At 67.8% G+C, this 20,716-nt stretch carries 20 protein-coding genes; 8 read left to right on the top strand and 12 right to left on the bottom strand.

The window, feature by feature from the left end:
* The first annotated feature begins 117 nt into the window (after positions 1 to 117).
* Genes D7Y11_RS15310 through D7Y11_RS15295 form a run of 4 tightly spaced genes read left to right on the top strand, consistent with a single transcriptional unit; the run spans position 118 to position 1,553 of the window.
* A complete protein-coding gene (locus tag D7Y11_RS15310; RefSeq protein WP_121753476.1) occupies positions 118 to 453 on the top strand; it encodes a hypothetical protein in 336 nt (111 codons plus the stop codon).
* On the top strand, positions 450 to 650 hold the full coding sequence (locus D7Y11_RS15305; RefSeq protein WP_121753475.1) for a DUF4926 domain-containing protein: 201 nt from the start codon (positions 450 to 452) through the stop codon (positions 648 to 650). The genes D7Y11_RS15310 and D7Y11_RS15305 overlap by 4 nt, the downstream gene beginning before the upstream one ends.
* 46 nt (positions 651 to 696) lie before the next feature.
* Entirely contained in the window at positions 697 to 1,296 is a 600-nt protein-coding gene (locus D7Y11_RS15300) for a hypothetical protein (RefSeq protein WP_120576580.1), read from the top strand.
* Entirely contained in the window at positions 1,293 to 1,553 is a 261-nt protein-coding gene (locus tag D7Y11_RS15295) for a hypothetical protein (protein ID WP_120576581.1), read from the top strand. Before D7Y11_RS15300 ends, D7Y11_RS15295 begins: the two co-directional genes overlap by 4 nt.
* Here the strand turns inward: D7Y11_RS15295 and D7Y11_RS15290 are convergent.
* The 5 genes from D7Y11_RS15290 to D7Y11_RS15270 form a co-directional block, all read right to left on the bottom strand.
* The gene (locus D7Y11_RS15290; RefSeq protein ID WP_126934071.1) at positions 1,547 to 2,293 is read right to left on the bottom strand and encodes a hypothetical protein; all 747 of its coding nucleotides are present in this window, start codon (positions 2,291 to 2,293) and stop codon (positions 1,547 to 1,549) included. The two genes, D7Y11_RS15295 and D7Y11_RS15290, sit on opposite strands and share 7 nt — an antisense overlap.
* Before the next feature lie 177 nt (positions 2,294 to 2,470).
* Positions 2,471 to 4,669, bottom strand: coding sequence for an FAD-dependent oxidoreductase (locus tag D7Y11_RS15285; protein WP_158641951.1), 2,199 nt, complete (start codon positions 4,667 to 4,669; stop codon positions 2,471 to 2,473).
* Between the two features lie 336 nt (positions 4,670 to 5,005).
* The gene (locus D7Y11_RS15280; RefSeq protein WP_121753472.1) at positions 5,006 to 5,929 is read right to left on the bottom strand and encodes a hypothetical protein; all 924 of its coding nucleotides are present in this window, start codon (positions 5,927 to 5,929) and stop codon (positions 5,006 to 5,008) included.
* A 10-nt stretch (positions 5,930 to 5,939) separates the two neighbouring features.
* Positions 5,940 to 6,626: a leucyl/phenylalanyl-tRNA--protein transferase gene (aat, locus tag D7Y11_RS15275; protein WP_120576583.1), complete on the bottom strand. Its 687-nt coding sequence runs from the start codon at positions 6,624 to 6,626 to the stop codon at positions 5,940 to 5,942.
* Between the two features lie 14 nt (positions 6,627 to 6,640).
* The gene (locus tag D7Y11_RS15270; RefSeq protein WP_199753737.1) at positions 6,641 to 7,483 is read right to left on the bottom strand and encodes an LEA type 2 family protein; all 843 of its coding nucleotides are present in this window, start codon (positions 7,481 to 7,483) and stop codon (positions 6,641 to 6,643) included.
* 56 nt (positions 7,484 to 7,539) lie between these two features.
* On the opposite strand from D7Y11_RS15270, the gene D7Y11_RS15265 reads away from it, so the two are divergent.
* The gene (locus D7Y11_RS15265) at positions 7,540 to 8,184 is read left to right on the top strand and encodes a hypothetical protein (RefSeq protein WP_126934068.1); all 645 of its coding nucleotides are present in this window, start codon (positions 7,540 to 7,542) and stop codon (positions 8,182 to 8,184) included.
* 9 nt (positions 8,185 to 8,193) lie between these two features.
* Positions 8,194 to 8,688, top strand: a complete 495-nt coding sequence (locus tag D7Y11_RS15260; protein ID WP_121753470.1) for a hemerythrin domain-containing protein — start codon at positions 8,194 to 8,196, stop codon at positions 8,686 to 8,688.
* On the opposite strand, the gene D7Y11_RS15255 is transcribed toward D7Y11_RS15260, so the two are convergent.
* Positions 8,669 to 9,379 carry a hemerythrin domain-containing protein gene (locus D7Y11_RS15255; RefSeq protein WP_158641950.1) on the bottom strand — a complete coding sequence of 237 codons (711 nt, stop codon included), beginning with the start codon at positions 9,377 to 9,379 and terminating at the stop codon, positions 8,669 to 8,671. The genes D7Y11_RS15260 and D7Y11_RS15255 overlap by 20 nt on opposite strands.
* 136 nt (positions 9,380 to 9,515) lie before the next feature.
* On the opposite strand from D7Y11_RS15255, the gene D7Y11_RS15250 reads away from it, so the two are divergent.
* Positions 9,516 to 11,222 carry a hypothetical protein gene (locus tag D7Y11_RS15250; protein WP_233596947.1) on the top strand — a complete coding sequence of 569 codons (1,707 nt, stop codon included), beginning with the start codon at positions 9,516 to 9,518 and terminating at the stop codon, positions 11,220 to 11,222.
* Positions 11,219 to 12,058: a hypothetical protein gene (locus D7Y11_RS15245; RefSeq protein ID WP_126934066.1), complete on the top strand. Its 840-nt coding sequence runs from the start codon at positions 11,219 to 11,221 to the stop codon at positions 12,056 to 12,058. Before D7Y11_RS15250 ends, D7Y11_RS15245 begins: the two co-directional genes overlap by 4 nt.
* A gap of 73 nt (positions 12,059 to 12,131) precedes the next feature.
* Here the strand turns inward: D7Y11_RS15245 and D7Y11_RS15240 are convergent, their stop codons facing one another.
* Genes D7Y11_RS15240 through D7Y11_RS15215 form a run of 6 tightly spaced genes read right to left on the bottom strand, consistent with a single transcriptional unit; the run spans position 12,132 to position 20,673 of the window.
* Positions 12,132 to 14,033: a tetratricopeptide repeat protein gene (locus D7Y11_RS15240; RefSeq protein ID WP_120576590.1), complete on the bottom strand. Its 1,902-nt coding sequence runs from the start codon at positions 14,031 to 14,033 to the stop codon at positions 12,132 to 12,134.
* The gene (locus D7Y11_RS15235) at positions 14,033 to 14,671 is read right to left on the bottom strand and encodes a hypothetical protein (RefSeq protein ID WP_120576591.1); all 639 of its coding nucleotides are present in this window, start codon (positions 14,669 to 14,671) and stop codon (positions 14,033 to 14,035) included. Before D7Y11_RS15235 ends, D7Y11_RS15240 begins: the two co-directional genes overlap by 1 nt.
* Positions 14,668 to 15,171 carry a hypothetical protein gene (locus D7Y11_RS15230; protein WP_233605011.1) on the bottom strand — a complete coding sequence of 168 codons (504 nt, stop codon included), beginning with the start codon at positions 15,169 to 15,171 and terminating at the stop codon, positions 14,668 to 14,670. Before D7Y11_RS15230 ends, D7Y11_RS15235 begins: the two co-directional genes overlap by 4 nt.
* Positions 15,162 to 18,431 carry a tetratricopeptide repeat protein gene (locus tag D7Y11_RS15225; RefSeq protein WP_120576593.1) on the bottom strand — a complete coding sequence of 1,090 codons (3,270 nt, stop codon included), beginning with the start codon at positions 18,429 to 18,431 and terminating at the stop codon, positions 15,162 to 15,164. Before D7Y11_RS15225 ends, D7Y11_RS15230 begins: the two co-directional genes overlap by 10 nt.
* Positions 18,428 to 20,041 (bottom strand): hypothetical protein, encoded by a 1,614-nt coding sequence (locus D7Y11_RS15220; protein ID WP_126934065.1) that lies wholly within the window; start codon positions 20,039 to 20,041, stop codon positions 18,428 to 18,430. Before D7Y11_RS15220 ends, D7Y11_RS15225 begins: the two co-directional genes overlap by 4 nt.
* Positions 20,038 to 20,673 carry an outer membrane beta-barrel domain-containing protein gene (locus D7Y11_RS15215; protein ID WP_120576595.1) on the bottom strand — a complete coding sequence of 212 codons (636 nt, stop codon included), beginning with the start codon at positions 20,671 to 20,673 and terminating at the stop codon, positions 20,038 to 20,040. Before D7Y11_RS15215 ends, D7Y11_RS15220 begins: the two co-directional genes overlap by 4 nt.
* Positions 20,674 to 20,716: the final 43 nt, after the last annotated feature.

The following is a 20,716-nucleotide window of genomic DNA, read 5'->3' as shown; positions in this document are numbered from 1 at the left end:
TGGACGCTGCTGTCAGCATCCAGGGGCTTTTCGCGTGAGGCGGTCCAGAAGGGAGTTGACCGTCGATATGTTGGAGGCGGCGAGAATCTACGAGTAGCCAGTTTGAGGTGTTCAGCGATGGCAAGCTCCAGGCTCGAAGGGCAGTTGGTCGACGCGCAAGGCAACCTCATCGGCAGGGTAAGCGTGTCAGCCGAGGGAAGCCTTTGGTCGGGAGAGATCGACCTCAGCGGCGCTGCACCGAGCCTCGTGTCGCTCTTCACGGAATTCGAAGAGTTGGTGAACGATCAGGTGCTGTCGCTTCTCGACGAGATGGAGACCCAAGTCGCCCGGCTCGGTCCACGGTTTCGGATTGCCGAGGAAGAGGCTCTCCCCGTGGAAGACCTGCAGATCTACCCAGCACTCCGAGTGGTTTCTTTCCGAACTCCCCACGCGGGTCGTGAAGTGACGCCATGATCTCGATGCACCAGTCAGTCCGCGTCATCAGGGACGTTCCTGCGCAGCGCGTGACGAAGGGGATGGTCGGCGCGGTGATCGAGGTCTTCGAGGTCCCGAAGCGCGCCTTCGAGGTCGAGTTCATCGATGCCGAAGGCAGGCCCGTCGTTCAAGCGACCCTGACGGAAGACGACCTGGAGGCAGTGTCGTTCGCGTGAAGTGGTCCAGAAGGAAGAAGTCAGTCGTCACATCGTAAGGTTCGTCATGCGCCTCTATCGTCCCGTCGGGCTTGCCGAGTTGTTGTTGATCTACCGGTCGGGCATGCGGCGTTTTCCACCGCGCCTGCCGGAGCAGCCCATTTTCTACCCGGTGCTCAACGAGCCCTATGCCCGGCAGATCAGCCGGGACTGGAACGCCAAGAGCCCCGAAGGCGCCGGCTACGTGACGGCGTTCGACGTGGAGGATGCCCACGCGGCCTCATTCGAGGTCCAGCAGGTCGGTGCCCGGATGCACCAGGAACTCTGGGTTCTGGCCGAGGCCTTGGATGCGTTCAACGATCACATCCAGGGACGGATTCGTGTGATCGCCGCGGACTTCGGTCCTCACTTCACGGGCAGGATTCCAGAGGCCTTCTCCCTGCGTGGGCAGAATGCGCGGACCCAACTGAAGACCCTGATTGGGATCCACGGGTACAACGGGATGGACTTCCACGCAGAGGTAACCGCGAACCATGAGGCCGTGTTCGCGCACGTCCCCTATTGGGAGCAGATCGCCACCGGGAACGGGCCCCAGGTGGTGGAAGCAATCCGCGAGGTGTGGAGCGGAGCCTTCCCGGAGATCCCGCTGGGGGAGGCCCGTGGATGAATTGGTCCGTCTACGCCGACTTGTCGCGCCCACTGATCGCTGCGGAGCGGCAGTCTGTCTTTGAAGCGCTTGACGAGGTCGTGCTCGATAGCGGTTGTGTCGGCCCGCAGAATGGCGGGGTCGAGGAGGTGTATTTCCGCGTGGATGCTGTCTCTGCCGCGGAAGCACGCGTGACTGCCGCGAGGCTGATGGATGTCATCCTCGCGAAGTCGGGTGTCCAAGTGCGATACGAGCTTCAGCTGCAGCCCGGCTACTGAGCGCTGGAGCCGTGGTACGTCTTGCGCAGCTTCAGGTCCGGCACATCCACCGTGCCGTTCTTGTTGTCCGTGCAGTACCAGAGCGCGCCGTGCGGAGCCTGGACGCCGCCCTTCTGCGTGCGCGTCAGCCCGTTGTAGACGGAGCCGGCGATGAGGTAGCGGAACACCTGCGGCGCGGTCGTGCTCACCAGCGTGTTGTTCTGCTGCATCTCCTTCCAGACCACGCAGTACTGCTTGAGCGCGGCCCAGGCACCCTTGGAGTAGCGCGGGCTGCCCAGCATCCAGACCTCCAACTGGGGACACATCTCTCCTTCGCCGTCGTCCGCCGCGCCGTAGTTCATCGCCTCGCAGACCTCGTCCGCGCGGCTTTCGTTGAACGTCACGTCGCCCTCCGCCTGCCAGCCGGTGAGCCGTGACAGCTGGAAGCGGCGGATCATCAGCGCGTCGTCCCTCGTCAGCGACGGCGCCATGAAGGCCTGCGGTTCCGGCAGGGCGAACGTGCCTCCGCCTTGCGGCCCCACACCCGCGTCCAGCACGTAGCCTCCCCACGTGTACATGAGGAACAGCGACCACGCGTCCTTCACGAAGGCCCGGTATGAGGGCGGCGTCGCCAGCGCCAGGCCCCAGTCGAGGATGTCCGTCATCGCCGCGACGGCCCAGTCGTCCGACTCCTGGTACCAGTAGTACCAGCGATATGCCCTCGTGCCCGCCTTCGTCAGGAACGCCTGCATGCCTCGCACGGTGACGTTCTTGTGCGCGGCGAAGTCCCGCTCGTAGGTGGCGACGTGCGCGTCCAGGCACCAGAAATAGATTTTGACGCTCTGTCCCGCGCATCGTGCCGCCAGGGCCTTCGGCGCGGTGATGTCGCGGTTGCGGTCCGTCGGAGGTGGCTCAGTCCTTCCACCCCTTTTGTTTACTTATCCTTCTTCCGGCTCTAATCCCTTGCCAAAGTGCTCGTTGCGCTTCTCTCGCTCAGTGAGAAACTTTTTCAGCCCGGGATAAGGATGAAGCGTGCGCTCCGTCGACCGGTATTCAGGTCGATGAACTCTAAATGAAAGATCTGAATACGGCCCAGATGAGACAAGCAGGGCTCCTTCTTTCATCCGGTACGAAGGGTCAATTATCTCCCTGGCTTTATCGCAAACATAGTTCGCGGCACGAGTCAGTTCTAGGGCCAAGTCTTCAATCAGATGCACATGGAAAAGATAACTGGCAAGCAGACGGCGGTACTTCTCCTCTGGATGCCACGCCAATTTGTAAAATCTCTCAGTTATATAATATCTCGTCTGAATCCTCGAGTGCTCATGAAATTTATCAAGAAAGTCGCCACACACCTCTCCGAAGTTCAGAATGGCCTCCTCGAGATCAGGATGTTTTTTGGGCCATATGCGTTTGAATGTCCAAATCCTCAGCGTTTCCAGTGAAGTGGCTATATCAATAAGAAGTCTTGGTTGGTCCTCAAGAAATACACCCGACATCCGTTCCTCCCATCGGTCGATGTCTGCCATTTTTGACCACTCGTCGATAATGATTGCATATATCTCCTGTTCTTGCTGTCTGTTGTCTTCGTAATCACGAGAGGACAGCGCCCCAAAAAATGGAGCGGTGGATGCCTTGGGCACTGAGGACGCTGGCTCAGCAAGTACCCCAGAGGTCGGCGATTCTCGCGCCGACGATTTGGTCCGGCTCCCCTCTGACTCTTCACCTCTAAGCGCTAGGCCGAAGTAGTCACCTGTCCAGAGGCGCCAGCGCGTCTGATCCAGTTCATTGCGGCTGCGCAGGCTATCGAACTTCTCCTTGAACTCAGGAAATCCTAAGTCAGCCGCCGAAAGCGCGCCCCAACGACAGATGATTCGATGGAAGTGCTCCGGTATCCCGGAGTTGAACCGCACCTCGTAACTACCGTCCTCCTTCCTCGTGTGCGCGAACTCGCCCGGCCGGTACTCCACGTCGTTGATCAGCAGGCGCGACACTAGAAAGCGGTTGAGGATGCTGGCATGCAGCGTCAGTGCCCACCCCTCCCGCCCGTTGAGCACAGCTTCCGTGTCCCAGCGCAGTCTCTTCTGGAATGCATCCTTGAAGTCGTCTGGCACATCAAGATCCAGGTACCGCTGCGTCAGTAACCTGCTTGAACTGGCCTCGCCCTCCCGTTCACGAGCATTAAGGGCCTCTTGCTCAATCTCCACCAGTCTCTGCTTCACCTTCTCCAGCGACGGGCTACTCAAGAGCTCATCGACGATTGTCTCGTGTTGAAAGTCGCTCAACCTCACGCGCAGGAGGTCCACCAGTCCTCCATCTCCACAGCCGGAGATGAGGTGGCGCCTGCGCCCATCGAGCACTTCCTGGTGGAGATGGTCGTCCCGCCAGTACGACTGCCAGTCAATCCCCTTCTCTTCGCGCTCCTGTCCGAACCCCACCGCGAGCACCACGACGTCAAAGTCCTCCGTCCTGGGTCCAGGGGCATTCCACGATACGGAGCGCCACCGCCCCTGGCGCATGCCAATCTGGATGGAACGGGTGTTGGGGATGACTTTAATGTTCGCTCGCTCAGGCAGCGCATCCCAGGCCCGCTTTAACTCGCGGGCGACTTGGCCCGCTTGGTGCGACGCCCACGACAGCAACGGCAGCCCGGCCTCTTCCGGCTTGACCCCTTCGGGGCGCCCGTGATGTTCCTCGGGCCAGTCATAAATGTATGGGTGGAGAAAGCGGGAGTGGTTGCCGCGGAAGAGGGGCAGCAACTCACTCTTTTTCTCCAGGAGCACGACGCTACCACCCCGCCTAGCCGCCGCTGCCGCTACCGTCATCCCTGCCGCGCCTCCGCCGATGACGCATACCCTTCCCTTTGGCTGCAGCAGGCTCTGCTCGCAGAGGGCGTAGACGAGGTTAAGCGCGCGCACCTGCTGGGACAGCAGCGTCACCCTCCGCTCGAAGCAGCCGAGGACGTAAAGCCCGGGCTCCTTGGGCACTTCCATGTTCCGTATGATGTCGTTGGGGCCGATGTTGCGCTGCTCGAGTGATGAATCAGAACTGGTGTCCGGCACGTCGAGTTCCTCCCTAACCTTGACCGAAAATATAGGCTGGGGTGCATAAGAGAAGTAGAGGTACGGTTGGTGCATTGAGCGTCCCGGGCCAAGCTCACCCTGAGGTAGTCGCGCGCGTGCCTTACCCTCATTGCCAGTTGCGATAGGAACTCCCGCTTCTGACTGCATCTTCCGACTCTGGTGAGCGCTATTTAGGTGTGCGTGGCCGACGGTGTTCATGCCTCCTACGCGTCACTGATAACTGCTAAGACCTTCATGGGAAGGTGAGCGCGAATCACAAAGCGGTATTCGCTCATTTTCACTTCTGGGAATAGATCGTCGCTTTGCCGCAGCCGACCGGAACCTGCTGGCCGCCATCCGGAAGGTCTGGATGGAGGCCTTCCCGGCGCTCCCCCTGGAACTCCAGCCCGGCTACTGAGCGCTGGAGCCGTGGTACGTCTTGCGCAGCTTCAGGTCCGGCACATCCACCGTGCCGTTCTTGTTGTCCGTGCAGTACCAGAGCGCGCCGTGCGGAGCCTGGACGCCGCCCTTCTGCGTGCGCGTCAGCCCGTTGTAGACGGAGCCGGCGATGAGGTAGCGGAACACCTGCGGCGCGGTCGTGCTCACCAGCGTGTTGTTCTGCTGCATCTCCTTCCAGACCACGCAGTACTGCTTGAGCGCGGCCCAGGCACCCTTGGAGTAGCGCGGGCTCCCCAGCATCCAGACCTCCAACTGGGGACACATCTCTCCTTCGCCGTCGTCCGCCGCGCCGTAGTTCATCGCCTCGCAGACTTCATCCGCGCGGCTTTCGTTGAACGTCACGTCGCCCTCCGCCTGCCAGCCGGTGAGCCGTGACAGCTGGAAGCGGCGGATCATCAGCGCGTCGTCCCTCGTCAGCGACGGCGCCATGAAGGCCTGCGGCTCCGGCAGGGCGAACGTGCCTCCGCCTTGCGGCCCCACACCCGCGTCCAGCACGTAGCCTCCCCACGTGTACATGAGGAACAGCGACCACGCGTCCTTCACGAAGGCCCGGTATGAGGGCGGCGTCGCCAGCGCCAGGCCCCAGTCGAGGATGTCCGTCATCGCCGCGACGGCCCAGTCGTCCGACTCCTGGTACCAGTAGTACCAGCGATACGCCCTCGTGCCCGCCTTCGTCAGGAACGCCTGCATGCCTCGCACGGTGACGTTCTTGTGCGCGGCGAAGTCCCGCTCGTAGGTGGCGACGTGCGCGTCCAGGCACCAGAAATAGATTTTGACGCTCTGTCCCGCGCATCGTGTCGCCAGCGCCTTCGGCGCGGTGATGTCGCGGTTGCGGTCCGTCGGAGGAGGGCCAATCCAGGTGTAGTGGACGTCCATCCGGTGAAGTCTACTCCGTCCACGCCCCTCGCTGCGTGGGCTCCTTCAACGCTCGCTCTAGCGCCGTCAGGAAGCGCTTGCGCGGCCACGACTCCGCGCCGAAGCGCTCCAGGTGCTCTGTCTCCACCTGACAGTCGATGAGTTGGAAGCCCCACCCCTTGAGTCGTTCCACCGCCGTGGCGAACGCCACCTTCGACGCGTCCGGCGCCAGCGCGAACATGCTCTCCCCGAAGTACGCCGCGCCCAGCGACACGCCGTACAGTCCGCCCACCAGCACCTCGCCGTCCCACGCCTCCACCGAGTGCGCCAGCCCCAACTCGTGAAGTCGGATGTACGCCTGCTTCATCGCGTCGGTAATCCACGTGCCGTCCTGCCCCGGCCGGTGCACGCGCGAACACGCGTCGATGACCTTCGGGAACGCGGTGTCGTATCGCACCGTGTACGTGCCCCGGTTCATCACCTTGCGCAGCGAACGGCCCACGTGAATCTTCTCTGGCTCCAGCACGAAGCGCGGGTCGGGCGAGTGCCACAGGATGGGCTGGCCCTCGCTGTACCAGGGGAAGATGCCCTGCGAGTACGCGGCCACCAGCCGCTCCGGGCGCAGGTCGCCGCCCACCGCGAGCAGGCCGCTCTTGTCCGCCTTGGCGGGTGGGGGGAACAGCTCCGGCTCGTCGTCACTCAGCAGGTAGATGGGCACGCGTGCGCGCCAGTCTAGCGGGACACGTTGAGCTTCACGTCACCCTTGAGGAAGTAGGGGACCTGCAACATGGGGCCCTTCAGCTCGCCCTTCACGCTGTAGGGCAGGACGCCCTTCCCGATGAGCGCCTTGACGCCCGGGCCCCAGGACTGGGCCGTCACCGCCACCTCCACCGGGTACACACCCGTGGCGGACGCATCCACCGAATCCGCCTGCGCGGTGGTGCCCTCCTCCAGGGGCTTGTCCGCGATGGAGACCTGGTAGGTCAGCGAGTCCAGCCGCAGTGGGAACGGGTTCGGGTTGCGCACGCCCAGCCGCAGGTTGATCTGCACCTCCTCCGGCGAGTAGCGGGCCGCGTCCAGGCTCTCCACGATGACCTCCGGCAGCCGGGGCACGCGCACGGCGCGGCTGGCGGCGAAGGGCAGGGTGTCCTCGCTGCCACCGGAGCGCACCACCAGCGTGCCGCGCAGCGCGATGAGCACCGTGCCGCCCTGGGCGCTCAGGCGGGCCAGGTCCTCCGGGCTCTTCACGTAGGCGGATTTCTCCTCGATGGAGAAGTCCGCGGGCGCTCCCGGCGCGAACGGCACCCCCAGCTTCGTGGAGCCGGTCTTCACCACCTGCCCGTCGGCGACGAGCTCATAGTCGGCGCGCTCCACGACGCCGTTGACGGTGCCGGTGATTTGTCCGGTGTAGCGCACGGAGGCGTCGGTGAGCCCCTGGGAGACGACGGCGGTCTCCTGGGCCGTCAGGGCAGGGGGGCCCCCGGAGCGGACGGGGGCGGAAGCACACCCGGAGTTAAGGGCGAACAGCGCGGACACAAGGGCCATCAGGCAGGTCGAGCGATTCACAAAGGACATTCTGGGGAGGCCAGGGGCCAGTCCCAAGGGGATTTCCGCTAGACTGTCCACCAACCGTGGCTCCCCGACGTCCCAACTTCAACCGGACCCTGCGCTCCCTCATCCGGGACATCGCCGCGCGCATGCCCGAGTTCAACCACGTGAAGGTGGGCCGCATCCTGGTGGTGGCGGGCGAGGCCCGCAGGGCGTCGCGAGGCACGGTGAAGCCCCTGTGCTTCAAGGGGGGCAAGAGCATCGACAAGGCGGGGCGGCGCAAGCCGGAGGTGCGCATCCGGGGCCGCCGCATCCTGTACTGCATCACGCTGCGCCCGCTCTTCTTCCGGGGCTCCACCGCGAAGTCGCGGTTGGAAACGCTGATGCACGAGCTCTTCCACATCTCGCTTCGCTTCGACGGCACGCTGCACGCGGGCCGCCGCCACGCGAAGCTGGGCTCGGAGTTCGGGCGCCGCCTGCGGCCGCTGGTGCGCCGCTACCTGAAGCTGTGCCCGGAGGCGCTGCTCGCGGACCTGGCGCACTCGGGCGAGGTGCGGGTGCTGCAGTGGCTGGAGCGCCCGGGCCCGGCCTACCACCCACGCGCGTCGCATCGTCGCGTGCGCAAGGTCTACACGGAGGATCAGCTCTACTCCGGAGTGGCCCGCATGGTGACGCCGCGTCCACGAGTGGCCCGCGAGGCCCACGTGCGCGACGACAAGGTGCACTGAAGGGCGTTGATGGCCGCGCCCACCGACTTCGTCAGCCTGGGAGCGCTCCACCGCGACCTGGAAGAGCTGTTCCTCCTGCACCAGGAAGCGCTGATGGGCATGGACCTGCCCGCCGCGCGTGAACGGCTGGCGCGCTACCGCGAAGAGCTGACGCGGCACCTGGAGGCGGAGGAGGCGCTGCTCTTGCCGGAGCTGCCGCGCGCCGGAAGGATCCGAGGCGCCGCGCCAGAACTCTTCACCGGCGAGCACCAGCGCATGCGGGAGCTGCTGGCGAAGTGTCAGGAGGCCGTGGACGCGCTGGACGCGAGCGCTCCGGACTACCGCCGCGCGGTCTTGCGCGTGTTCGACATGGAGAGCACGTTCAAGCATCTGGAGCACCACCACTCGTTGCGCGAGGAGACGTATTTGTTCCCCGCGCTGGATGGGGTGCTGAATGAAGAGGAGCGGAAGGCGCTGTTGGCCGCGTTCCTTGAGCGCACGGCCCCTACCTCTCCGAGGGCGTGAACCGGGCGAGGTCGTGGATCCCAAGCGCGCGCTCCAACTGAGCCACCTCCTTGAGCGCGTTCTCGAAACCATCGCTCCCCAGCAGCCGGTGTTCCTGCGCTTCAAAGCGCTCGCCGAGTTCGTTGAATTGCTTCTCGTCGAAGAGGTTGCGGAAGGCGGGGAACAGGTTCGTGTCCTCGCGCGCGGCGTGCGGCCCGTACATGCGGATGAACAGGTTGAGCTGCCGCGCAGCCGCGGCTCTTGGCTGGGGTTGCGTGAGTGCGTCGCGGCCTGAGGTCGCGGCGAGGATGGACTCGGTGAGCTTGCGCCCTGCGGCGTGTTGCTCGATGAGCACCTGAACGAGCTCCTTCTGCTGGCCCGCCTTCACCAGCCGGGGGAACACCTCTGTCTCCTCCGTTTTCTCGTGGTAGGCCTCGCCAAAGCGACGCATGAGGCGGGTGGCCTGGGCGAGCACCTCCACGGGAGCCTTCTCTTCACGAAGGTCGAGGCGGCGAGCGATCTCCTCATAGACCAGGAGCGTGCGGCGGATGATGCCGTGCTCGCGCATCAGGTCCTCGGTGGCGTTCACCTCCGCGGGCTTTGACTTGGGCTCCGCCTTGGGGGCCGCGGCAACAGCGTGGCTTGCCGTGGCTCCAACGCCCAGCAATGCGGCCGTGGACAAGAAGCGGCGACGGCTGGACGCCTCATTCATGGACATGCACCTTGTATGATTCGTTGTTTCGTCGGCCGGACCTGTCCGACAGTCGAACAGCTTTGTGCGTGGCGCGGCGGGTAGGGCGAGCGGGCAGGGGGGCCGTCGTCCTCCTGGCTCTGCCTGACGTTGAGTCGTGCGTGCTGTCCTCACGCTCGCATCCGGCCCCGGTGTGGGGCGCTGGCTCGAACGAGGTTTCCTCCTGGTGGGACGCGGGGTCTGGGTGTGGTGCTGGGCGCTCGTGGCGCTGGCGCTCGCGGGTTGCGACCCGGGGGCGGAGCTGACGCCCTGTGCCGCGGACTGCGAGGGCGCGGCCTGCGCGGCCTGTGTCACGTCCCTGCCTGAAGAGGCCGTCCGGCCCGCGCTCGCGTGTGATCAGCTCCCCGCGCCGTCACGGTGCCTGGGGCCTCGCGTGCTGGAGCGCTGCGTCGATGGCGCAGTGCACCGGGAGGACTGCGCGGAGGACACGACCTGCGTCGAATCGCCGGAGGTCGCCTGCGTTTCAGGTACGGCATGTGTCGACGGCGTCTCGCGGTGCACGGAGTCCCGGGCGTTGCAGGTGTGCACGAATGGCCGGTGGTCCACGCGGGCCTGTGACGTGGCCTGCGAAGCCACGCCCGGTCGGGGCTTCTGCGGCAGACCCGGGCCCACGTTGAGCGGCACGGTGCTCTACGCGCGCCGCTTCCCGGATGCGGAGTTCCGCGCGTGGACGCTGGACGTGGAGCCGGTGCCTGCTCGCGGGTTCCTCATCGTGTCGTTCCAGGGCACGAAGGTGCTCGACTCGCAGGTGACGGATGACGCCGGCCGCTTCACGCTGAAGGTGTCGTCCTCCTTGGGCGATGACGACCGCGTGGTCGTGTACGCCGCTGGCCGTGGACGGGACGGCGCGGTGGCCTACGCGGTGGCGGACCCCGGGCTGCCGGGCGCGCAGTCGGTGAAGGCGGTGCCGGGGGACGCGGCCCGCATCTGGAGTTGGTCGCGCACGACGCGCGAGCTGTCCGAACAACCTGCGTTCACCCTCGCCGAGTCTGAAGGCTCCGGCGCGGCGGCGGTGTTCGACGTGCTGGGCACGGCCTGGCGCCAGATGCGCGAGCGCTACGGCGGACGCGACGGCCTGCCCGTGGTGGCGTGGCTGGGCTTCGGGACGACCTGGTCCTGCGGTGCGTGCTTCGCGCCGTGGCCGGTGACGGCGGTGGGCCGAAGCTGGGACGCGCAGGTGTGGCTGCCGGGGGACTCGGATGCGGCGTGGTGGTCGGACGCGATGGTGATGCACGAGCTGGGGCACTGGGTGATGGCCAGCCGGGGCACCAGTCCGGAGGAGGGCGGGTCGCACTACGTGGGCGTGCCCACCTTCCCGGGACAGGCATGGAGCGAGGGCTGGGCCACGTGGTTCAGCGCGGACGCGCGCCGCAGTCCCCGCTACTTCGACCGGCAGGGCGGGACGCTGTTCTGGGTGGACCTGTCCGCGCGAGCCTCCTCGGTGAGCCCGTGGACGCGGCCCCGCGCCGAAGATGGCCTGCTCCAGCCCGTGGACGAGAACGAGGTGGCCGCCATCCTCTACCGCACGGCCGCCGGTACACCGTCGAGTCAGCCCCTCTACGACGCGCTCGCCGCGCCCTCGATGAACCGAGCGCCCTGGGCGCGCGGCTACACGCGACACACCTGGACGCGGGATGAGAAGGGCGCGCTCACGGACGTCGTGGACACGGGCAGGTCCTCACCGTGTCTCGCGGACTTCCTGGACGCGCTGATGTGCCAGGGCTTCCCGAGCACCCGTGTCGACGCCGCCACCGAACCCGCCACCGCCTTCCCGTATCCGAGCCACGAGCCCCTGTGTCCATGAAGCTCCCTCGTCCGATGCCGCGAAGCCGACGGTCCACGACCCTGAACCTCCTGCGTCCCTTGATGCGCAAACGCGTGGCGGGGGCCGTGCTGGCATTGGCGCTCGTTGGAGCACTTTCCGCGGGCATGGCGTCCGGCGTGGACCGGGTGCGGCGCAAGAAGCCACCAAGGCCTTCCGAGTCACCTCCTCAGGCGCAGGAGAAGCCCGTCCACGCGTCCTCTCCAACGCTCCTCGCGTCCGCGCGGTCGGTGGCGCTCCCCGCGTACGGAAGGGATACGTGGGACGTGAAGTCGCGCGTGCGTCAGGGCTCGCGGCCTGTCCCGGCGAAGCCACACGTCAGGGATGCGGCGACAACCCCTTCGTCCACGGTGCTCATGCGAGGCCCGGAGGACGACGCCACGGCCACGGACAGCCCCGCGTCACGGCTCACGGTGCTCCCCGCCACGGCGCGCATCCCGGCGCCGCTGCACGTCTCCTGGCGGGTGGTGGATGCCAGCGCGGACACGGTGCGGCTCGTCGCGCGGCTGGACCGGAGCCCGGGCTTCACCGCGCCCGTGGAGGTCTCCCTGCTCGTGCCGCCGCGAACGGTTCTCCGGGAAGGCCCCAGGTCGCCCATCGTCCTGGACGGGGAGACGCGGGAAGTGCCCTGGACCCTGGGCCTGCCCGCGGATGGGCGTCCCGATGACGACCTCGTGCTGCTGGCGAGCGCCGGAGGCGAGTCCTTCGGCGTCCACGCGGAGGCGCGCTACCACTTCGGCCGGACGCTCACGGAGTCTCCGCGGCCCGCGCCCATGGGGCCTCCGCTACCGGACAGCCTCATGCGAGCCCGGGAGTAGCCCCACTTCCCAGAGCGCGGGCCCCAACCTGTCCGACTGTCGGACAGGTTCGTGCGGTGCGCTCCCGCCGCGACTACGGCACGTCCACGGCCAGCTTCCGCAGCGCGGTCTTCGCGTCCGCGTGGTCCGGCTGCAACTGCACCGCGGCCTCGTACTCCTTCTTCGCCTCGGGCTTGCGGTTGGTGGCCTCCAGCAGCTGCGCGAGCGCGAAGTGCGGCTCGCCCGCGCTCGCGTCTACCTGCGACGCGCCCCGGAAGGCCTTCTCCGCCTCCGGCAACTTGCCCTGCCGGTACAGCGTGTGCCCCAGGTACAGCAGGCCCAGCGAGTTGCGCGGCTCCACCGCCAGCACGTCGCTCAGCACCTGGAGCGCCTTGGTTTCGTCGCCGCCGCGCAGGTACAGGAAGCCCAGCTCCGCGCGGGCCTCCAACTGCGCGGGGTCCTTCGCCACCACCGCCTCCAGCTCCGGCACCGCCAGGTCCGGCCGGCCGCGCCGCGAGTGCAGGATGCCCAGCCGCGCCAGCGCCGCCGTCTCCGCCTCTTCGCCTGGCGCGGGCGTGAGCAGCTTCTCCGCCGCCGCGTAGTCGCCCATCGCGAGCAGCAGGTCCGCCAGGCCCAGCTTCGCCGCGCGGTGCTTCGGATCCTCCTGGAGCACGGCCTCGTAGAGGGGCCGCGCCTGGGCGCCCACGTGCTTCTTCGCGTACGCCTCCGCCAGCATCAGCCGGTTCTCCACCGTGGGCTGGAGCTTCACGCAGGCCGAGTACTGCGCGATGGCGCCCTCCAGGTCGCCCTTGGCCTTGAGCGCGTCGCCGTAGCCCGCGCGCACGCCGGGCTCGTCCGGGAAGGTCTCCACCGCCGTCTTCAGCGTGGCCACCGCGTCGTCCACCTTGCCCAGCTCCAGGTACGCGCGCGCCAGGCCCTGGTAGGACTCCGTCGTCTTCTTGCCGTCGTCGGCGCTCTTCTCGATGGCCTTCTGGAACGCGGCCACCGCCTGCGTCTTCTTGCCCTGCGCCAGGTACAGCTGGCCCAGCTGCGTGTACGGGCCGCTCGCGCGGCGGGGCTCCAGCAGCAGCGCCTTCTCGAAGGCCTTCGTCGCCCGGGCGTTCTCCCCCAACTGGAAGCACGCGAGCCCCAGGTTGAAGTGCGCCTCCGCGTACTTCGGATCCAACGTGATGGCCTTCTGGAACGCCTCCGCCGCCTTGCGCGCGTTGCCCTGGCCGTCCAGCACCACGCCCAGGTTGTTCTGCGCGCGCGCGTGCTTCGGATCCGCCTTCAGCGCCGCCTGGTACTCGGAGAACGCGCCCGTGACGTCGTTCTCCCGCATCAGCACGACGCCCAGGTTGTAGTGGGCCTCCGCGTCGCTGTCCTTCTGGCGGATGGCCTCGCGCAGCGTCTCCTTCGCCTCCGCGGCCAGCCCCTTCTCCGCCAGCGCCTTGCCCAGGTTCACCCGAGCCACCTGGAGCGCGCCGTCCAGCTTCAGCGCCTCGCGGTACGCCTCGATGGCGTCATCCGTGCGGTTGGCGCGCTGGAGCACCTCGCCCAGATTGAAGCGCAGCTCCGCGTCCTTGGGCGCCAGCTCCGTCGCCACGGAGTACTGGGTAATCGCCTCGTCCGTGTCGTCCTGGATGCGCGCCAGCAGGCCGCGCTCCGAGCGCAGCGTGGCCTCCTCCGGGAAGGCCGCGAGCGCCGCGTCCAGCACCGCCTTGGCCTTGGGCACGTCACCGGACAGCCGCAGCGCCCGCGCCAGCGCGACCTTCGCGGGCACGCCGTCCGGCGTGAGCCCCACCAGCTTCGTCAGCGGCGCCACCGCGCGGCGCGCCTGGTTCTGCGACAGGAAGGCCGTGCCCAGCTTGTAGAGCGCGTCCGGGTCGTCCGGGAGCTTGTCCGCGCGCGCGGCGGGCTTCTCCGGCGGAGGTGCCTCCGGGGCGGGAGCCTGGGCCGTCAACAACTGGAGGAGGAGGACTCCGGCTTTCGTCATCACAGGTTCTCCACGTACGGGCTGGCGCGCGCGTCGAAGGTCTTCTTGGCCAGGGCGGCTTTCTTCGCCTCCCACGCCTCCTTCGCCGTCTGCGCTTCCTTCGTGTCCCCCCCGAGGTTCGCGCGCTCTTCCTTCACGGCGGCCTCGCACTCGGACACCTGCTGCTCGAAGTCCTTCGGCTCCAGACGCTCACTGCCCTGCACCTTCGCCTTGCGCGCCGACGTCAGCCGCGCCAGCTCGAAGCGGGCGAACGCGCAGCGCAGGGACAGCTTCTCCACCTCGCGCAGCCCCACGTTGAGGCGCTGGTGCGCGCGCAGGTACTCCACGCGGGCTTCCGACTCCGCGATGGCCAGCTGCGCCACCTCGCGGGAGGACGCGTCCTGCGCGCGGTCCTCCTCGTCCTCGGCGGCCTCCTGGCGGGACTTGGCCCGGCGGATGTTGTCTCGCGCGCGGTTGACTTCGTTGTCCGCCTCGTCCACCCGGTCGATGGCCAGCGCCAGGTCGTTCTCCGCCTCCAGCAGCTCGATGCGCGTCTCGTACGGCAGCTTCTTCACCAGCGCGTCCGGCACGCGCATGCCGTAGCTCGGGCCGCAGGCGGCGGTCAGGAGGGACAGGCTGAGGAGCAGGTGGCGCTTCATGGAGCGATGGCCTCGAAACGGCTGAAGATGGTCCGGCCGGAGTAGACGTCGGTGCCGTTGGTGAACGTGACGCTGAACTCGCCCGACACCCGGTCCCCGGTGTTTTTCGGAAGGGACTTCACGAAGAGGTTGCCGCGCACGAGCGGCGGAAACGGACGCACCGGTTCGTCCAGCACGCTGCGGTCCACGCTGCCCCGCTGCGAGCCGTCGTCCAGCGCCTGCGCCAGGTCGATGTCCAGCGAGCCCGCGTACTCGTTGTCCGGCAGCATGTCCGCCACCCGCGCGCTCACCTTCAACACCACGTCCTGCCCGCTGCCCTGCGTGCTGACGAAGCTCACCGCCAGCGTCCCCTCCGCCAGGGCCGCCTCCGTGCGCTGGTAGCGCAGGTCGATGAGCTCCGTCACGCTGCCCTCCAGCTTGCCGCCCTCGTCACCACACGCGGTGGCGACGAGCGCGAACAGCACCGGGGCGATGCGGCGGAAGGGCGCGCTCACTTGCATGCCTTCCATCCCGCGTCCACGTCCGGACCGTTGAGCGTGCCCATGTCCTTGAGCACGGCCAGCTCGCGGCGCGCGCCGTCCGTGTCGCCGAAGCGGCAGCGCAGCGCGGCCAGGTTGAGGCGGGCCTTGTCGTAGGTGGGGTCCGCCTCCAGCGCCTTGGCGTACGCCTCGCGGGCGCCCATGGCATCGCCCAGGTTGAGCATGGCCCAGCCCAGCGCCGCGTGCGCGGACGCGCGCGTGTCCTGCAGCTCCGTCACGCGCCCGAAGGTCAGCTGCGCCATGCCGTACTGGTGCGCGTCCAGGTAGCCCATGCCCAGGGCCTCCAGCGCCTCCGCGGTGAGCACCTTCTCCGCCTTCTTGCGCAGGTCCTCCAGCGCCGCGGGCTGCGTGGGCGCGGCCGGCTGCGGCACCGGCAGCGCGGCCACGTCCGTGCGGCTGCGGCAACCCACCACCGCCGCGTTGAAGACCTCCAGCGACTCCGCGCGGGACAGACACGCCTTGAAGGCTTCGTCCGAGCGGGCCTTGAGCGGTCCCACCTGCTGCTTCACCGCGTCCTGGAACTGCTTCGTCTCCGCGGCGGAGAGCCCGCCGGGCACCGGCGTCTGGTCCACCACATCCGCGATGTGGCCGTACGCCAGGGCAATCTTCCACAGCGACGCCACCGCCCACTCCGGATACCCGAGCGACGCGGCCTGCGTGTACACGCCCTCCATGGCCTGGAGCGCGGCGACCTTCTCCTCCACCTTGTCCGCGGGCAGGTCCTTGTAGCCGCGATACAGAATCTCACCCAGGTACCAGAGTCCCTTTGCCGCTTCCTCCGTCTGGCCGTTGGGGCCCTGCACCGCGGCGGTGAGGGTGGAGATGAGCGCGTCCGGCGGAGCGGTGGGCGCGGTGGTGGCCTGCACCTCCGCGAGCACCGCCGCGGCGGCCACGTTGTTCTTGTCCAGCTTGAGCGCCGTCTCCGCCGCCGTCTTCGCGCGCGAGTAGTCCTTCTGCTTCAGGCGCGTCTCGGCGAGCAGCGACAGCACCTCGCCCTTGCGCGCGCCCGCGGCCTCCGACGCCGTCTCCAGGTTGCGGGACGCTTCCTTGTACTCACCCAGCGCGATGCGCAGGCGGGCACCGGCCATCCAGCCGTCCACCGACGCCAGGTCGCCCGTCAGCTTCTGGCCCACCTGTTCGAACCAGCCGGCCGCCTCGTTGAAGGCCGCCGCCTCCGCCGCGTGCCGGCCCAGCGTCAGCAGCACGTCCGACAGGTACTGGCTCTTGGGGTAGGACTGCACCAGCTTCGCGCCCAGCTCGCGCTCGCGCGGCAGGTCGCGCTTCTCGCGCGCGGCGGTGAACGCGCCGTAGAGCGCCTTCTCACCGATGTCGCTGTTCTTGTTCTCGTCCGCGACCTTCATCAGGCCTTCGATGACGTCGCCCGTCTCCTGCGCGCTCTGCAGGGCCAGTTCGTCCAGGGCTTCGGCCTTGCTCTGCGTGAGGATCTTCTGCACTTCACCGCGGAAGTTGGACGGCAGCGAGGACGCGAGGAACTTGCGGCCCGTCTCGTCCAGCTTCTTGAAGTCGTTCACCTGCCGCAGGCTGTCCAGGGCCAGGTTGCCCGCCACCGGCGCGTCCTTGTACTGCGGGTGCGCCAGCGCGAACGCGGTGAACAGCTCCGCCGCCTTCGGGTAATCGCCGTCCTCGTAGTAGGCGCGCGCGATGTTGAACTTCACGTCCAGCACATGCGGGCTCTGCGGGTAGCGCGACACGTAGTTCGCGCCCAACAGCTTCAGCGCCTGCCGAGCGTCCGCCACTTCGAAGGCGTTGCGCTTCTGCGCCTCCTCCGGCTTGAGCGTGGAGAAGTGGGCCAGGAGCGCGCCGTACATGGCGGTGTCCACGGCCTTGCCGTCCTTGGCCTTGTCCTCGTAGCGGGCCAGCTCCTCGAACTGGCGCGCGGCCTCCGGGAACTCCTTGGCGGCGAAGAGCGCGTCCGCGCGGTTCTTCATGATGGGCCGCACGTACTGGTCCGGCCGGAACAGCCCCAGGTACTCGCGGTAGGCGGCCGCGGCCTTCAGGTACAGGTCCCGCGAGTCCGCCTTCTGCGCGGCCAGGTGCACCTGCGTGGACAGGTCGCGCGCCATCTCCTCCGTCTCCGCGAGCTGCTTCTTGCGGTCGGACTCCGACATCTCCGGGTCCGTCTTGCTCTGCACCGCGGCGCGCACGAGGAAGCGGATGTCCTCCGGCTCCGGCATCACCTTGCCCTTGGCGGCCTTGAGCGAGTCGTACAGCTTCTGGCTCCGCTCCAGGTCCATCTCAGGGTCGGGCTGCACTTCCATCAGCTTGCGCAGCGTGGGGATGGCCCACTCGTACTGCTGCTTGATGAAGTAGCGGTTGCCCAGCTTGTCCAGCGCGAGCGCGTACGTGGCGCGGCCTTCGCTGAGCTTCTCGAAGTAGTTGAGCGCGCCCTTGGGGGGCTTGGCCTCCGTGTAGCTGTAGACCAGGTCCAGCAGCGCCTCGCGCTTGACGTTGAGCGCCTTCTTCACGTCCACGCCGGGCAGGGGCGCGCTGGCGGCCGCCGCCTCGAAGAACGTGACGGCCTCCGCGTGCTTGGCCTGGTTCACGCGGATCCAACCCATCTTGTAGCGGGCCAGGTCGTGCACCGGCGACGGCGGCAGCTCCAGGATGGCCTGGTAGTGCTTCTCCGCCTCGACGAGCTCCGCCTTGTCGAAGAAGTGGTCACCGAGAATCTGCTCGGCTTCCAGGCGCAGCGGGCTGTTGGGGAACTTGCGCGTCAGGTCCCCCAGCGTCTTGAGCATCTCGTCGAACTGGCCCAGTTCGCGCTGCTCGTGCGCCAGGTAGAACGTCACCTGGTCCCCGTCCTTGAAGTCCGGGTACTCGCGCAGCAGGCGGTAGTACATCTGCACCGCCTTCTGCTTCATCAGGCGCGTCTCCGGGGAGACGATGGCGCCCGTGGCTCCCTCCGGCCGGGTCTCCGCCTGGAGGTAGTAAACGTAGCGGCTCTTCTCGACGTAGAGCTCCGCCAGCCGGAACTGCAGGTCCGGCAGGTAGGGGGCGTTGCGGCTCTTGGAGATGAGCTTCTCGGTCTCGCCGATGGCGCGGTCCACCTTGAAGATGTCGCGCTTCAGCTTGGCGACGAGCTCCTCGCGCTCCTTCGCCTTGGACACGATGGGGTTGGTGTTGGGCCCAACACGGCCAGGGCCAGGGGCCGCGGCCGCGAGCAGCGCGGCGGTGATGAGGCCGGTGAACGGGCCGGTCATGGGGTTTCCTCGATGCAACGGCTCTCGATGCGGACCCGGTAGGACTTGAGCTCGTCGTTCCAGTATTCGTTGTCGAACTTGAAGGCGACCTGCGCGGGGGACAGCAGCTCTTCCTCCTGCGCCGCCACCACCTGCGCGCCCTTCTTCACGCGCTCGTACAGCTTGAGGCCGACCTCGTACTCCATGAGGCGCACCTGTTCGGCGGCGCGCAGCAGCGTGTCCGCTTCCTGGCGCACGGCGTCCTGCAGCCGCGCGTCGTACACGCGCACGGCCTCCGCGTGGGACAAGTCGTAGACGCGCGTCAGGTGTCCGAAGAGCCGGTCGCCGAAGCTGCCGGCGTAGCGGCCCAGGCGCTCGCCCTCCAGGTCCAGCAGCGACACGAACTTCGCGGCGCGCTGGGTGCCTCCGTGCGCGTTGGCGGCGCGGCGCAGGCGGGCGTCCTGGCTCAGGTCCTCGCGGTTGCGAACGGACTCCAGCGAGTCCGCGTACCGGCGCGTCAGCTCCTTCGCCGCGCGCTTGGCGGGCAGGTAGTGGCACAGGTCGCGGAAGATGAGCGCGCGCAGCAGGTACTTGTCCGGCATGAACTCATCGCGGAAGGACGGCGCGTCCAGCGTGGTGAGGATGCCCAGCGACGCACGCAGCTCGCCCAGCTTGTAGCGGGTCCACGCCTCCTCCAGGTAGAGGCTGGCGCGGCCGGGGTCCAGCTCCGGCAGCTTCACCTTGCCGTACGCTTCCAGCGCGCCGGGGAAGTCCTTCTTCTCGTAGCGCAGGCGGGCCACCGCGAGCGCCGCCTCGTTGCGCGCCTCGCGGGTGAGCTTCTCGTCCTGGGACAGGCCGAGGAAGTCCTTCACCATCTCCTCCGGCGGATCCTTCACCTGCTTGAGCCGGGTGACGAGCAGCGCGAACTTCGCGCGGCTGGCCTCCGCGCTCGTCTCCGGCAGCTTGGAGAAGTGCGTGTTCGCCCAGCGCTCGTTGCCCACGCGCAGGTCCACCAGGCCCTGCTGGTAGTGCGCGTAGGCGCCCGTCTCGTCCGGGAGGAAGCCCAGGTCGAGCGCGCCGAAGACCTGCTCGTCGATCATCACCTCGTCGTGCGGCCGGTCCGTCAGCCCCTTCAGCGCGTCCAGCGCGCGAGGCAGCACGTTGGGGTTGGAGCGCTCACGCGCGATGCGCGCCAGGTACGTCGCGCCCGCGTGCGTGAGGCCCAGGTCGATGAGGCTCCGCGCGAGGAAGTACTGGCCCCACGCGTAGTTGTCGTCCGTGCGCGGCGTTGCCTGGAGCCACGCGTACAGCGGGCCCGCGGCGTCGCGAGGCTTGCCGTCGAAGTAGGCCTTGAGCGCGTTGTCGAAGGTCTCTGGCGGCACCTTCTGCGGCGGGGGCGGAGGCGCCTCCGCGACGGCGGCCTTGGCGGGAGCGGGCGTGCCGGCAACGGTGCCCGCGTCCGTGGGACCGGAGGTGCCCGCGTCCGTGGGGGCGGCGGGGGCCTTCGCGGTGGCGGCCGGCGCGGGTGGCATGGGCAGCGTGCCCGCGTCCGGTGCCGCGAGGGCGACCGTCGGGGACACGAGGAGCGCGGCGCTGGCGAGCGCGGCGACGATGAGCGGGCGGGACGTCATTCCGTGGCGCCGAAGTTGAAGGCCGTCCCAATCTGCACGGTGGGCACGTTGATGATGCGCGACGCGCCCGCGAAGACGGTGTTGTTGGTGACGTCCAGGCGGAAGGACACGTTCTGGCTGGAGAACATGCGCACGCCCAGGCCCAGGTTGACGGCGGGACGGAAGCCGTCGCTGCGGTCCACCTTCACCACCGTGCCACCCGCCAGGAGGAAGACCTCGAAGTGGATGACGTTGGAGTTGAGGAAGGACGTCTTGCCGTACAGCGGGCTCCACATGAGGTCGGAGCCCACCATCCACTGCACCTGGTCCTCGAAGGCGGTGGCGGTGGGGGCCGCATCGAAGTCGCGCTCCAACTGGCGGCGCAGGCTGGTCTGCACGTTGTAGCTGTACGTGCCGCGGCCCACCTGCCACGCGACGCTGTCGCTGAAGTGGTACGTGTAGCCGACGGTGCCGATGAGCCCCTTGTAGAAGGCATCCGCGGGCAGCACGCCCACGCCGAGCGAGAGCTCGTGGTGCATGCGGTAGAGCCGGTCCTGCACCGCGGAGACGGTGCCGGGGTTCTCGAGTTCCTCGGCCTGGGCGCGCGCGAGGCCGGGCACCAGGCACAGGAGGGAGAGCAGGAGGAATCGCACGGGGACTTTTTCCTGTCAGGTGGCGGGGGACCTGTCTCTTATA

The sequence above is a fragment of the Corallococcus sp. AB018 genome, assembly GCF_003986945.1.
Lineage (GTDB): Bacteria > Myxococcota > Myxococcia > Myxococcales > Myxococcaceae > Corallococcus > Corallococcus exiguus.
Note: the sequence above shows the minus strand (reverse complement) of the source record. Positions and strands in the feature narration are given on the sequence as shown.

Coding starts and splice junctions, on each gene's coding strand:
- D7Y11_RS15310 (WP_121753476.1), top strand. CDS start 118: ATGGCAAGCTCCAGGCTCGAAGGGCAGTTGGTCGACGCGCAAGGCAAC.
- D7Y11_RS15305 (WP_121753475.1), top strand. CDS start 450: ATGATCTCGATGCACCAGTCAGTCCGCGTCATCAGGGACGTTCCTGCG.
- D7Y11_RS15300 (WP_120576580.1), top strand. CDS start 697: ATGCGCCTCTATCGTCCCGTCGGGCTTGCCGAGTTGTTGTTGATCTAC.
- D7Y11_RS15295 (WP_120576581.1), top strand. CDS start 1,293: ATGAATTGGTCCGTCTACGCCGACTTGTCGCGCCCACTGATCGCTGCG.
- D7Y11_RS15285 (WP_158641951.1), bottom strand. CDS start 4,669: ATGCACCAACCGTACCTCTACTTCTCTTATGCACCCCAGCCTATATTT.
- D7Y11_RS15280 (WP_121753472.1), bottom strand. CDS start 5,929: ATGGACGTCCACTACACCTGGATTGGCCCTCCTCCGACGGACCGCAAC.
- D7Y11_RS15270 (WP_199753737.1), bottom strand. CDS start 7,483: ATGTCCTTTGTGAATCGCTCGACCTGCCTGATGGCCCTTGTGTCCGCG.
- D7Y11_RS15260 (WP_121753470.1), top strand. CDS start 8,194: ATGGCCGCGCCCACCGACTTCGTCAGCCTGGGAGCGCTCCACCGCGAC.
- D7Y11_RS15255 (WP_158641950.1), bottom strand. CDS start 9,379: ATGAATGAGGCGTCCAGCCGTCGCCGCTTCTTGTCCACGGCCGCATTG.
- D7Y11_RS15245 (WP_126934066.1), top strand. CDS start 11,219: ATGAAGCTCCCTCGTCCGATGCCGCGAAGCCGACGGTCCACGACCCTG.
- D7Y11_RS15240 (WP_120576590.1), bottom strand. CDS start 14,033: ATGACGAAAGCCGGAGTCCTCCTCCTCCAGTTGTTGACGGCCCAGGCT.
- D7Y11_RS15235 (WP_120576591.1), bottom strand. CDS start 14,671: ATGAAGCGCCACCTGCTCCTCAGCCTGTCCCTCCTGACCGCCGCCTGC.
- D7Y11_RS15230 (WP_233605011.1), bottom strand. CDS start 15,171: ATGCAAGTGAGCGCGCCCTTCCGCCGCATCGCCCCGGTGCTGTTCGCG.
- D7Y11_RS15225 (WP_120576593.1), bottom strand. CDS start 18,431: ATGACCGGCCCGTTCACCGGCCTCATCACCGCCGCGCTGCTCGCGGCC.
- D7Y11_RS15220 (WP_126934065.1), bottom strand. CDS start 20,041: ATGACGTCCCGCCCGCTCATCGTCGCCGCGCTCGCCAGCGCCGCGCTC.